General features: G+C 64.0%; 9 protein-coding genes. 2 read left to right on the top strand and 7 right to left on the bottom strand.

The window, feature by feature from the left end:
- Positions 1 to 24: 24 nt before the first annotated feature.
- Both ACT9T4_RS07580 and ACT9T4_RS07575 read right to left on the bottom strand, forming a co-directional pair.
- Positions 25 to 843: an ABC transporter substrate-binding protein gene (locus ACT9T4_RS07580; RefSeq protein WP_042555888.1), complete on the bottom strand. Its 819-nt coding sequence runs from the start codon at positions 841 to 843 to the stop codon at positions 25 to 27.
- Positions 844 to 1,062: 219 nt separating this feature from the next.
- Positions 1,063 to 1,812, bottom strand: a complete 750-nt coding sequence (locus ACT9T4_RS07575) for an AraC family transcriptional regulator (protein WP_042555889.1) — start codon at positions 1,810 to 1,812, stop codon at positions 1,063 to 1,065.
- Positions 1,813 to 2,023: 211 nt separating this feature from the next.
- Here ACT9T4_RS07575 and ACT9T4_RS07570 point away from each other — a divergent pair, with 211 nt between their 5' ends.
- Complete coding sequence (locus ACT9T4_RS07570; RefSeq protein WP_042555890.1) at positions 2,024 to 4,441, top strand: glucose/quinate/shikimate family membrane-bound PQQ-dependent dehydrogenase; 2,418 nt, start codon at positions 2,024 to 2,026, stop codon at positions 4,439 to 4,441.
- A 925-nt stretch (positions 4,442 to 5,366) separates the two neighbouring features.
- Here ACT9T4_RS07570 and ACT9T4_RS07565 read toward each other — a convergent pair.
- The 5 genes from ACT9T4_RS07565 to ACT9T4_RS07545 all read right to left on the bottom strand — a co-directional run bounded on the left by ACT9T4_RS07565 (position 5,367) and on the right by ACT9T4_RS07545 (position 9,916).
- Positions 5,367 to 6,629, bottom strand: a complete 1,263-nt coding sequence (locus tag ACT9T4_RS07565; protein WP_042555891.1) for an NAD(P)/FAD-dependent oxidoreductase — start codon at positions 6,627 to 6,629, stop codon at positions 5,367 to 5,369.
- The gene (locus ACT9T4_RS07560) at positions 6,626 to 6,862 is read right to left on the bottom strand and encodes a 2Fe-2S iron-sulfur cluster-binding protein (protein WP_042555892.1); all 237 of its coding nucleotides are present in this window, start codon (positions 6,860 to 6,862) and stop codon (positions 6,626 to 6,628) included. The genes ACT9T4_RS07565 and ACT9T4_RS07560 overlap by 4 nt, the downstream gene beginning before the upstream one ends.
- Entirely contained in the window at positions 6,855 to 7,979 is a 1,125-nt protein-coding gene (locus ACT9T4_RS07555) for an NAD(P)/FAD-dependent oxidoreductase (protein ID WP_042555893.1), read from the bottom strand. The genes ACT9T4_RS07560 and ACT9T4_RS07555 overlap by 8 nt, the downstream gene beginning before the upstream one ends.
- Positions 7,976 to 9,049, bottom strand: coding sequence for a proline racemase family protein (locus ACT9T4_RS07550; RefSeq protein ID WP_042555894.1), 1,074 nt, complete (start codon positions 9,047 to 9,049; stop codon positions 7,976 to 7,978). The genes ACT9T4_RS07555 and ACT9T4_RS07550 overlap by 4 nt, the downstream gene beginning before the upstream one ends.
- Positions 9,050 to 9,202: 153 nt before the next feature.
- A complete protein-coding gene (locus tag ACT9T4_RS07545) occupies positions 9,203 to 9,916 on the bottom strand; it encodes a murein L,D-transpeptidase catalytic domain family protein (protein WP_042555895.1) in 714 nt (237 codons plus the stop codon).
- Positions 9,917 to 10,068: 152 nt separating this feature from the next.
- On the opposite strand from ACT9T4_RS07545, the gene ACT9T4_RS07540 reads away from it, so the two are divergent.
- Positions 10,069 to 11,682, top strand: coding sequence for a L,D-transpeptidase family protein (locus ACT9T4_RS07540; RefSeq protein WP_156152776.1), 1,614 nt, complete (start codon positions 10,069 to 10,071; stop codon positions 11,680 to 11,682).
- Positions 11,683 to 11,698: the final 16 nt, after the last annotated feature.

Here is an 11,698-nt window from a genome sequence, read left to right as displayed (position 1 = left end):
ACCCACCCTAGGAATGGCGGTTGATCAGTAGTACACGCCCGGCACGGTCAGGTTGGCCGGCTTGATTTCGTCGCCGACCCACTTCTTCCACAGCTCGTCGTAACGGCCGCTGCGCACCTGCTGGTTGACGAACAGGTTGAGGTAATTGATCAGGCCGTACTCGTCACGCTTGGCCGCCAGGGACACGTAGTCGACGACGTAGGGCGCATCGCCGACCACTTTCAGGCCCTTGTACTTGCCGGACTTGAGGGTGGCGGCGGCCACGGTGTTGGTCACTACGGTGGCAGCGATATGGCCCTGGGCGACGGCGAGGATGGTGTCGTTCTGCGACTGGTAGGCGCGGAATGTACCGTCGCCCCACGCCTTCACGTCCTTCTCGAGAGCGATGGCTTCGTAGGTGCCGCTGGTGTTACCCACAGGCTTGCCCTTGAGGTCGGCATAGCTGTTGATGCCGGTGTCGTCGCGGGTCAGCACGACCATCTGGAAGGCGAAGTAGGGCACGGTCAGGCCAACGGTCTTGGCACGCTCCAGGGTGTCGGAGGTGGAGGCTACGATCACGTCGGCGCGGCCGGAAACCAGCGCCGGGATGCGATCCGGGAACGGTGTCTCCACCACTTCGGCATCGACGCCGAGCACTTTCGCCAGGTCATTGCAGTAGTCGACGTCGAAGCCGACCGGCTGGTTCTTGTCGTCACGCGAGCCCATGGGTGGGAAATCCAGGGTCACCGCGCAGCGCAGCTTGCCGGATTCGATGATCGAGTCGAGCTTGTCGGCGTGTGCGGTGCCGATCAGTGTGGTGCTGAGTACTGCGCTGAGGGCTACGGCAAAAGCGGGGTTCTTCATAGGGGCCTCGAAACTGTGCAGACGCTGGTTATAGGAAATTTCGTATACGATATTTGATATGCAATGGCTGTGCCTGTTCTTTGGCTCGTCGCTGAGCGGCCCACGGGCCGAGGGATTGGCGGAAAATAGAGGGGAGGGTGCGGCGTTCAGTGCAGGCGGGGTGTTACATAAGGGAGCGATGTGTAGCGTCGAGCGCCCCGTTTCGGAACAGCGCCGGTATCAGTCCCTGTGCGAGTCCCGGAACTGGCTGGGTGTCAGCCCGGTCAGCGACCTGAACTGGCGGCTGAAGGCGCTGTGATCGGTGTAACCGCAGCGCAGGGCGATCTCGGTGATCGGCAGGTCCTGCAGCAGCAGGCGGCTGGCCTCACCGAGGCGTGCCTTGTGGATCATCTGCCGCGGAGTGAGCTGGAAGATGCGCTTGCAGTGGCGCTCCAGCTGCGCCACCGACAGGCCTGCCAGGCCGGTGAGCTCGGCCAGGCTGATCGGCCGGGCGAAATGCTCGCGGATATGGGCGTCCACCGCCGCCAGTTTCGGGTAGGCCGGGTGGCTCGATTGCGGCAGTTGCACATCCCGGGAAATACCCGCCACGCCGATGATCTCGCCCGCGTGGTTACGCAGTGCCAGTTTGTGGGTAAGGCACCAGACGGGCTGATTGCCGTAATAGAGATGCAGCTCCAACTGGTCGGCGAGTTGGCTGCCGTCCTTGAGTACCCGGCGATCCTGCGCCGTGTAGGAGGGGCCGAAGCTGGCCGGGAACACCTGTTCGGCGGTCATCCCGAGCAGCCTGGCCTTGCTCTTGAAGCCCAGCCGCTGCGTCAGCGTCTGGTTCACCAGCGCGTAGCGGGCTTGGCTGTCCTTGATGAAAAACACCACCTCGGGCAGGGCGTCGAGCAGCGGCTCGATCTGCCGCAGGCTGGTGATCAGCGCAGGCAAATCTTGATGTAGGGCGGTGGGCAGCAGAGTTTGCATGGCGGGTGGCGGCTGATCAGGTGGCGCTGAGCCTACCGCGTCGGATTGACGCAGGAAAATGTACCGTTTGGTTAATTTTCGGGTGCGACGCGTCCCGTTTCGGTGCACACTGGTACGCATACCAATTATTACAAACAGTATTGGCGACTATCCTCAGGGGTGGTGGCGTCGATGCTGTGTTTCTGTGTTCGTGACAAAACAGGATAAAACGATGAATGAGGGTAAAGGTGCCCAGCGCGGCACGCGTGCACTATTGCTGATCGTCGGCGTCTTGATCGCCCTGGTCGGCCTTGCCTTGCTGGGCGGTGGTGGTTATCTGGCCAGTCTCGGCGGCAGCTTGTACTTCCTGAGCATGGGCCTGGCCGTGCTGGCCAGTGGTGTGCTGATCGCCGCTCGCAAGCCCACCGGCGCCTGGCTGTTCGCCCTGGCGCTGCTCGGTACCGTGATCTGGGCGCTGGTCGATGTCGGCCTGGTGTTCTGGCCATTGTTCTCTCGCCTGTTCACCTTTGGCGTGATGGGCCTGGTCGTCGCGCTGATCTACCCGACCCTGAAGAAAGCGGCAGGCGCACGCGGCGGGCGTGGTGCCTACGGGTTGGCAGCCGTACTGGCGGTGGCGCTGATCGCCAGCTTCAGCGGTACCTTCCTGGCTCACCCCACCGTCGCGGCGAACGGCGATGGCCCGGCCGTGAAGCCGGTCGACCCGACCCAGGCCCAGAAGAACTGGGAACACTACGGCAACACCGCTGGCGGTAGCCGTTTCGCCGCCCTGGATCAGATCACCCGTGCCAACGTGAAGGACCTGCAGGTCGCCTGGACGTATCACACCGGTGACGTGGCGGAGAGCAATGGTAATGGCGCCGAGGATCAGCTCACTCCGCTGCAGGTGGGTGACAAGGTGTTCATCTGCACCCCACACAACAACATCATCGCCCTCGACGCCGATACCGGCAGCGAGCTGTGGCGTAACGACATCAACGCTCAGGCTTCGGTCTGGCAGCGTTGCCGTGGCCTGGCCTACTTCGACGCCGATGCACCGCTGCAGCAGCCTGATGCTGCGGGTGCCGTCGCGGTGCCGACCGTGGCTATCGCCGAAGGCGCCAATTGCCGTCGTCGTCTGCTGACCAACACCATCGACGCCCGCCTGATCGCCGTAGACGCCGACACCGGCGCGCTCTGCGAAGGCTTCGGCGAGAATGGCCAGGTCGACCTCAAGGCCGGTCTGGGTGCTGCGCCGGATCCCCACTACCAGCTCACCTCGCCGCCACTGCTGGCCGGTACCACCGTCGTGGTGGGCGGGCGTGTGGCCGACAACGTGCAGACCGACATGCCTGGCGGTGTGATTCGTGGCTTCGATGTGGTCACTGGCGCCATGCGCTGGGCGTTCGATCCGGGCAATCCTGAGGAGCGTCAGGCCCCGGCCGACGGCCAGACCTACGTGCGCAGCACGCCGAACTCCTGGGCGCCGATGTCCTACGATCCGGCCATGAACACCGTATTCCTGCCCATGGGCAGCCCGTCCACCGACCTGTACGGTGCCGAGCGTACCGAGCTGAACCACAAGTACGGCGCCTCGATCCTCGCCCTGGACGCCACCACCGGTGCGGAAAAGTGGGTCTACCAGACCGTGCACAACGATCTCTGGGATTTCGACCTGCCGATGCAGCCCAGCCTGATCGATTTCCCCAAGGCTGATGGCAGCAAGGTGCCTGCGGTGGTGATCGGTACCAAGGCCGGGCAGATATTCGTGCTCGATCGTGCTACCGGTCAGCCGCTGACCGAAGTGGCGGAAGTGGCGGTCAAGGCGGCGGACATCAAGGGGGAGCAATACGCGCTCAAACAACCCCTGTCGGTGGGCATGCCGCAGATCGGCGCGCAGACCCTGACCGAGTCGGATATGTGGGGCGCCACACCGTTCGACCAGATGCTCTGCCGCATCGCCTTCAAGCAGATGCGCTACGAGGGGTTGTACACCGCACCGGGCACCGACGTGTCGCTGAGCTTTCCCGGCTCACTGGGTGGGATGAACTGGGGTGGCCTGTCCACCGACCCGGTCAATGACTACATCTTCGTCAACGACATGCGTCTTGGCCTGTGGGTGCAGATGATTCCGGCGCAGAATCGCGGTCCGGCCTCGTCCGGTGGCGAAGCCGTCAATACCGGTATGGGCGCGGTGCCGCTCAAGGGCACGCCTTATGCGGTCAACAAGAACCGCTTCCTGTCGCTGGCTGGCATTCCCTGCCAGGCGCCGCCGTTCGGCACGCTGACCGCCATCGACATGAAGACCCAGCAGATCGCCTGGCAGGTACCGGTCGGTACCGTGGAAGACACCGGTCCGCTGGGCATCAAGATGCGCCTGCCGATGCCGGTGGGCATGCCGACCCTGGGCGGTTCCCTGGCCACGCAGTCTGGCCTGGTGTTCTTCGCCGGTACGCAGGACTACTACCTGCGCGCGTTCGATAGCGGCACTGGCAAGGAAGTCTGGAAACAGCGCCTGCCGGTAGGCAGCCAGGGCACGCCGATGACCTACGTGTCGCCGAAGACCGGCAAGCAGTTCATCGTGGTAACGGCCGGTGGCGCCCGTCAGTCGCCGGACCGCGGTGACTACGTGATCGCCTACGCGCTGCCGTAAGCTCACCTGCACGCTAACGAAGGCCGCATCGCCCGGAAGGGGATGCGGCCTTTTTCATGCCTGTGATTCGAGTGACCGAAAGCCTGAGGCATTCGCCTCAAAGCAGGGACATGAGAGTTACCCACATTGCTTGGTGCCCCGCCTCCCTGCAATGCGATGGCGGCTCCCAATAGAATCGCGTGAGTACTCCGCAATCTGTAGGAGCCCGCTTGCGGGCGATGCTGTGGTGGCCATAAGTAGATGCGCGTTATGGCCATCAATCGCTGGCAAGGGCTAGGCGCCCCGGCTCCTACGATAAGACCTGAGTTATCCACAAGACGCAGAGATGCGGCCCAGCGGCAATTCCTGGGGTACTTGGATTAGGAAAGGGAACTGGCCATAGCATGGAAGGGAAACAAGGCTGAGCGCCAGAAAGCAGAAAGGGGAGCCGAGGCTCCCCTAAATCTTGTTCGAATCATCGTTCTTATTAGTGCTACCGGCCTTTTGTTCTTGTTTTTAGCCGCGGCCCCCAATGGGGGCCAAGAGCGAACGGATTTGTTTGGACGCTGATGTTGCCGTGATCCTGAGATCCAACCCGTCTGTCGCTGCCTTGCAAAGCAGTTTTATTGTTCTCGACCCGGTTGCGGTACAAGCCCGAGGGCGGTCCTCTCCAAAGAAATCAGTTAGCTGCGTCTCTGCGATTTTGTCTTTCTTATGCTAGAGCCGTTGTCTTGTTCTTGTTATCAGATGTGTCTTGTTATTTTTGTTGTGCGGAACATAGAGCATATCCTGTGCCAATTTTAGAATATCTATATTTTTCAATTACTTAGTGTTTTCAGGTTTTTTCGGCTCGGGTTTTCGCTACAGAAAGCGTTACCGCACTACCCGGTTTGTTACCGTTTGATGGAGCGCTGGAACACCTTTTCGAAAATGAGATTCATTGCCACTATTGGTGGCTCTGGAATGGGCCTTCCAGTTGCATCAGCGTATCGATTCGGGTCGGTCCGAACGGTGGGCGGGGCGCCCCTGGCTGCCAGCCGAACAGGTATTGCGTGGCTGCACCGCATACCCGGCCCTGGCAGGCCCCCATTCCGCAGCGGGTCGCCAGTTTCGCTTCGCGCCAGTTGCCGTGCCTGGCGACGGCGGCGTAGGGCACGTCCTCGCAGCGGCACAGCAGGGTATCCGGCTCGGCCAGGCGTTTTAGTGCCGGGTCGAGGGCGAATCGCTTGTTCAGCTCATCGGCAAAGCGCTGCCAGCGTGCGCGCCCTTTCCAGAGACGTTGCGCTGCCCCGCGGTTACCGGCAGCGGCATGGCCGGCGATGCGGCCCTCGACCAAGGCCAGTTCGCTGCCGCCGAAGCCGGTGCATTCCCCCGCGGCATAGATGCCGGCCACATCGGTGGCCTGCCAGGCATCCACCTTGATGGCGTGGTTATCCAGCGTGCAGCCGAGGGCCTGCCCCAGTTGCCCATTGGGAATCAGGCCGAAACCGCAGGCCAGGCGCTCGCACTCCAGCTCTTCGATCTTGTCGCCGCGCTGCAGGCGTACGCCTTCCAGGCGATGCTGGCCCAACGCGGCGACGATCCGAGTGCCAGGGCGGTAACCGCTGTCGACCAGGCTGAAGGATTGCAACAGCTTGTGCGGCCAGCGCGGCAGTTGTAGGGCGAAGGCGGCGACCGAGCCGGCTGATGCCTGCTCGGCGATGCGCAGCACCCGGGCACCGTTGTGTTTCGCCGTACCCGCGCTGGCCAGCAACAGCGGGCCGCTGCCGGCGATCACGATGCGTTCATCGGCTACTGGCAAGCCGCCCTTGATCAGCGCCTGCAGGCCACCGGCACCGGTAACACCGGGCAATGTCCAGCCGGGAAACGGCAGTAACAACTCTCGCGCCCCGGTACACAGGATCAGCTTGCGGTAGGCGATCACCCAGCCGCGCTGGGAGTCTTCTACCAGCAGCCCATGGCTGCCTGACCGTGCCACCACACGAGTGGCGGCGTGGCGCTGGATATTGCTGTGCGTATCCACCGCATCGCGCAGGCGGCGTGCCTGGATTGGGATGCTTGCCTGAGCGCCGTCCCGCCAGATCTGTCCGCCCGGCAACGGGTTGTCGTCGAGCAGCACCACCTGGGCGCCATCGTTGGCCGCGGCCAGCGCTGCGGACATGCCCGCCGGGCCAGCGCCGATGATCAGTACGTCAGTCTGTTCGCTCATGGCCGCGTCTCCACGTGCATGCCATCGCGGCACAGGGTCTGGCAGGCCAGTCGGCGCAGGCCGTCGATGGTTACCCGACATTCCTGGCAGACGCCCATGCCGCAGAGGGGAGCGCGGCGCTGGCCGCTGACCGAGGTGCGCGTGCTGCCATCACCGGCCAGCGCCAGGGCTGCGGCGACCGTGGTGCCCGGCGCTACGCTGAGCGGGCGGCCATCGAGATGCAGGTCAGGCATGCGCGGGGTCTCCAGCTTGGCTCAGGTAACGTCGCGGCGAATATGCCGCGGCAGGGATTGGCTCGGCCTCGTTGAACAGCAGTGCAGCGAGCAGATCGGCGGTACCCGGCGCGGCGGTAACACCCAGCCCTTCGTGGCCGACCGCCAGCCACAGGCCGGGCTGTGCAGGGTGTTCGCCAATCAGCGGCATGCCGTCCGGGGTGGCGGCACGAAAGCCCGCCCAGGCGCGAATGCCATTGAGTTGCGCCAGGCCTGGCGCATAGCTCGCGGCATGCTTGAGCATGCGGGCCAGCAACCAGCCCTCGACCTCGGGGTCCAGCGTATCGAACTGCCTGGAGGTGCCGATGAACAGCTGGCCCGTCGGCCGCGGCTGGATGTTGCAGGCCACCGAGGCGCCGCTGCTGTTGTGCACGCTGGTCAGGTAGCTCAGCTCGGTGATGGTGTGAGTGACCGGATGCGGGTAGCGATCGGTGATCAGCAGATGGCCTTTCTTCGGCGCGATGGGCAACTCCGGGCACAATTCCACGGCCTGTATGCCATTGGCGAGCACCACGGCATCGGCGCTCAGCCAGCTGCCGTCTTCGAGGCGTACACGGTTGCCGTCCAGCTCCGTGACCTTGGCGCGGCGTTGTGTGATACCGGGAGCGTCGAGCATCCAGCGGGCGGTGTTCGGTGCATAGAGAATACCGTCGTCGGGTAGGCGCAGGGCGCCGTGCAGACCGTCGCGCAGGATCGGCTCCATCCCCTGCAGGGCGTGGCCGGGCACCATTTCGCAGCGTATTCCCTCGGCACGCAGGTTGACGCTCTTGGTTTCCGCCGCCGCCAGCTCCTGTTCGTTGGCGGCCAGCCACAGCGTGCCGTTGTTGCGATAGGCGCAGTCGCTCGGCAATTGCGGGCCCAGCTCACGCCAGCGGCGCACCGAGTAGCGGCTGATGTCGAGTTCGGCCTGGTTGTCGTCGAGTACCAGCAAGTGCCCCATGCCCGCGGCAGTGGCTCCATGCAGACCGGCATCGATCACCAGCACCTGCTGGCCGCGGCGGGCCAGTTCGCGGGCGCAGGCGGCGCCGATGATGCCAGCGCCGATGACGATCACATCAGCGACCCGCGTCGGGTTCACGGGCGGATGCCCCAGGCGAACGGGTCGTCCTGTTCGAGCAGCAGGGTCGCCTCGGCGCTGATATTGGCGCGACCACGAATGGTCGGAATCACTTTGTCGCCCTGCCATTCGAACGAGCCATCGAACAGGCTGCCGATCACGCTGGCCTGGCGCCAGATCTCGCCGGGTTGCAGCTTGCCATCGGCGGCCAGGCAGGCCAGCTTGGCACTGGTGCCGGTGCCGCAGGGCGAGCGGTCGTAAGCCTTGCCAGGGCAGAGCACGAAATTCCTGCTGTCGGCTCGCAGCGAAGCTGCTGCGCTCGATGATGCTGCGTTGGGAACTGGCGAAAAATGCTCATTTACAGCCAGTAAACTGCGCTTTTTCGCCAGCTCCCGCCTTGCCTCCTCATCGCTCGCGACGCTTGGCTGCGAGCCTTCGGCTTGTTCATCTTCTGCAAACAGCTCGATGTGGTCGATAAGGCCGCCGTCCTCGCCACGAACGCCCTGGTCCTCGAGCGCCTTCTGCACCGCGTAGGTATACGCGGTCAGGGCTTCGACGTTGTCTCCCGCGATGCGCTGGCCGTGGTCGGCGATCAGGAAGAACCAGTTACCGCCCCAGGCGATATCGCCCTGCACCGAGCCATAGCCCGGCACCTGCAGTTCGACGGCCTGACGGTAACGGTAGGACGGCACGTTGCGCACGCTGACCGAGCGATCTTCATGCAGGGTCGCCTCGACCGTGCCCACCGGGGTTTCGATCTTGTGCACGCCGGCGCCGATGCGCCCCATGTGCGCCAGCGATACCACCAGGCCGATGGTGCCGTGCCCGCACATGCCGAGGTAGCCGGTGTTGTTGAAGAAGATCACTCCGGCACAGGCGCTAGGGTCGACCGGCTCGCAGAGCAGGGCGCCGACCAGCACGTCATTGCCGCGTGGCTCGAGAATGCAGGCGGCACGCCAGGCATCGTGCTCGCTGGCCAGCAGCTGTTTGCGCTCGGCCATGCTGCCCTTGCCGAGATCAGGAAAGCCGCTGACCACCAGACGGGTCGGCTCGCCGCCGGTATGTGAGTCGATCACTTCGATGCGTTTCATGGGAGCTGCGCCTGTATGCCGATTGAATGGTTACAGGGTGACGCGAGGCGGGCTGCCCGGCTTGAAGGATTTGCGCGGGCGTGATGACGAAATCGGCATAGTGGTCCAGGCCGTTCCTGACGCCCTGCATGGCACCCACCAATCGACCGCGTATCAGCCCTCTTTGGCGCTGACGATGCTCGCGACCAGGCCGGGCTTGCAATTGATGAACGCCGACGACTGCAACCAGCGCTTATCCGGGTAGTACGAAAACATGAATTGGCCGCCCTTGAGGCTGTCTACCACCATGCGGGCGACTTCCGGGCGCACGGCAGGGCAGCCCTGGCTGCGGCCGATTCGGCCCTGGGTCTTGATCCAGGCTGGGTTCACGTAATCGGCCGGGTGTATGACGATGGCGCGCTGGCGGGCAAGATCATTGAAGCCTGGTTCCAGGCCGTCCATGCGCAGCGAGTAGCCGTGCTTGCCGGTATAACTTTCCTGGGTGCGGAACAAGCCGATGCTGGACTGATGGCTGCCTTCGGTATTGGAGAACCGGGTGGCGAAATTTTCACCGGACTGCTGGCCATGGGCGACCAGATCGTGCAGCAGCAAGCGTTTGCTGGTCAGGTCGAAGATCCACAGGCGGCGTTCGCTGGAGGGCTTGGAAAAATCGATGACCGCCAGTCGTTGAGCGGGTACGGCGCCATTATTGATGGCGCAACGCATGGCGTCGATGGCATGGTTGAGTACCTTGCGATTCAATGCCGGTGCTTTGGCAGACAGGCTTTCCAGCAGGGGATCGGGAGCCAGTGTGGCGGCCATCAGGGACGGAACGGGCAATGCCAGGCAAAGAAAGGCTAAGCAAATTCGCTGAATCGTGGTCATCATTTCAAGTCTCTGAGTTTCGGCCATCGATATGTCGAGCCTTCGCCAGGCGATGCGGGCACAACAAAGCCCGCGATTCTAGCAGCCGAAATCTTCTGACCCGCGGGCCAATCCGACGGGCTGTCATTCACTTTGTCGTAAATTGGAGCGGCGCTTTGTTTTCTCCCACTTCATCCGCCGCCTGGGCGTTGGTCCTCACCGCTCCTCTGGCCGTGGCCGATGCCATGCCACCCAGCCCTCTCGAACAGCAGCTCGCCGAACCCAGCCTGACCTGCGTATCGCCGGCCCTGAACCTTACCGCCAAGGATCGCGAATGGCTGGAGCCTTTCTATCTGCTGCGTGGTTCGCAGCCGGTGTGGAGTGAGCAGAACCTGCCCACCTTGCTCGCGCAGTTGGATACGCTGGCCGACGATGGCCTCGAGCCTCGCGCTTACCATCTTGAGCCGCTGCGTGAGCTGGCCGCGGTGGAAAGCCCGTCGCCACGTCTTTCCGCCTGTGTCGAGGTGCTCGCCACCACGGCTTATCTGCAGGCATTGCGTGACCTGGCCTATGGGCGTCTGGAGCAGTCTCAGGTCGAGCCGCTCTGGGAGCCCGAGAGCATGGCCATGGAGCAGAGCCAGGCACCGCTGCTGGCCATCGCCCAGGCGGGGTTGAGCGATCCGGCGCAAGCCTTCGAGCAGGCCCGTCCGGATTTCGGCCCCTACCGGGAGCTGCGTCAGCGCTATGCCGATCTGCGTCGTCAGGCACTGCCGCAATGGCTGGCGATTCCGGGCGGAACCCTGTTGCGTCCTGGTGCGGTGGACGGGCGCGTGCCCCTGCTCGAGCAGCGCCTGCAACTGCATGGCGATCTTTCCCAGGGCGCCCCGGCATTGGTCGCCGAGGAAACATCGGTGTACTCCACTGCGCTGGTGGAGGCCGTCAAGGCCTTCCAGCGCAACCACCTGCTCAAGCCCGATGGTGTGGTCGGCCCGGGCACGCTGGCCGAGCTGAACCGCTCGGCCAGCGAGCGCATGGATCAGATCCGCATCAACCTGGAGCGCCTGCGCTGGCTGTCCCACGAGATCGAGCCGACCAGCGTACTGATCGACGTGGCTGGCGCCGAAGTGATCTTCCTGCGTGACCATGCGATCGCCTGGCAGGCACGCACCCAGGTTGGCCGCCCGGCCCGGCCGACGCCGTTGCTGCGCTCGCGGATCACTCACCTGACCCTGAACCCGACCTGGACGATTCCACCGACCATCCTGCGCGAGGACAAACTGCCGGAGCTGCGCCGCGACGCCGCCGGCTATCTGGCCGCCAACCATATGCAGGTGATCGATTACGAAGGCAATCCGGTGGATCCGCGTGGCGTCGACTGGGAGCGCCCTGGCCGCGTGATGATTCGTCAGTCTGCTGGCGCTCACAGCCCATTGGGCAAAGTGGCGATCCGCTTCCCAAATCCGTTCTCGGTGTACCTGCACGACACACCGAGCCAGCGCCTGTTCGACAACCTGCCGCGGCTGTTCAGCTCAGGTTGCGTGCGCATCGAGCGGGTGACCGAGCTGGTCGATCAGTTGCTCGCCGAAGCCACTCCAACCGACCGCGCGCGGATCGCCAGGCAGTGGGACAGTGGTCGCACGCTGCGTGCCGATCTGCCGCGCCCGGTACCGATCCTGATGGCGTACTGGACAGCCCAGGTCGGCGCCGACGGGCAGGTGCAGTTCCGCCCCGATATCTACGGCCACGACGCTCGCCTGCTCAAGGCGCTGGATGCGTCGAACCGGATCTAGGGCGTCGCGGTTCGAG

This window comes from Pseudomonas sp. SZ40 (assembly GCF_052958135.1).
Note: the sequence above shows the minus strand (reverse complement) of the source record. Positions and strands in the feature narration are given on the sequence as shown.

Coding starts and splice junctions, on each gene's coding strand:
- ACT9T4_RS07580 (WP_042555888.1), bottom strand. CDS start 843: ATGAAGAACCCCGCTTTTGCCGTAGCCCTCAGCGCAGTACTCAGCACC.
- ACT9T4_RS07575 (WP_042555889.1), bottom strand. CDS start 1,812: ATGCAAACTCTGCTGCCCACCGCCCTACATCAAGATTTGCCTGCGCTG.
- ACT9T4_RS07570 (WP_042555890.1), top strand. CDS start 2,024: ATGAATGAGGGTAAAGGTGCCCAGCGCGGCACGCGTGCACTATTGCTG.
- ACT9T4_RS07565 (WP_042555891.1), bottom strand. CDS start 6,629: ATGAGCGAACAGACTGACGTACTGATCATCGGCGCTGGCCCGGCGGGC.
- ACT9T4_RS07560 (WP_042555892.1), bottom strand. CDS start 6,862: ATGCCTGACCTGCATCTCGATGGCCGCCCGCTCAGCGTAGCGCCGGGC.
- ACT9T4_RS07550 (WP_042555894.1), bottom strand. CDS start 9,049: ATGAAACGCATCGAAGTGATCGACTCACATACCGGCGGCGAGCCGACC.
- ACT9T4_RS07545 (WP_042555895.1), bottom strand. CDS start 9,916: ATGATGACCACGATTCAGCGAATTTGCTTAGCCTTTCTTTGCCTGGCA.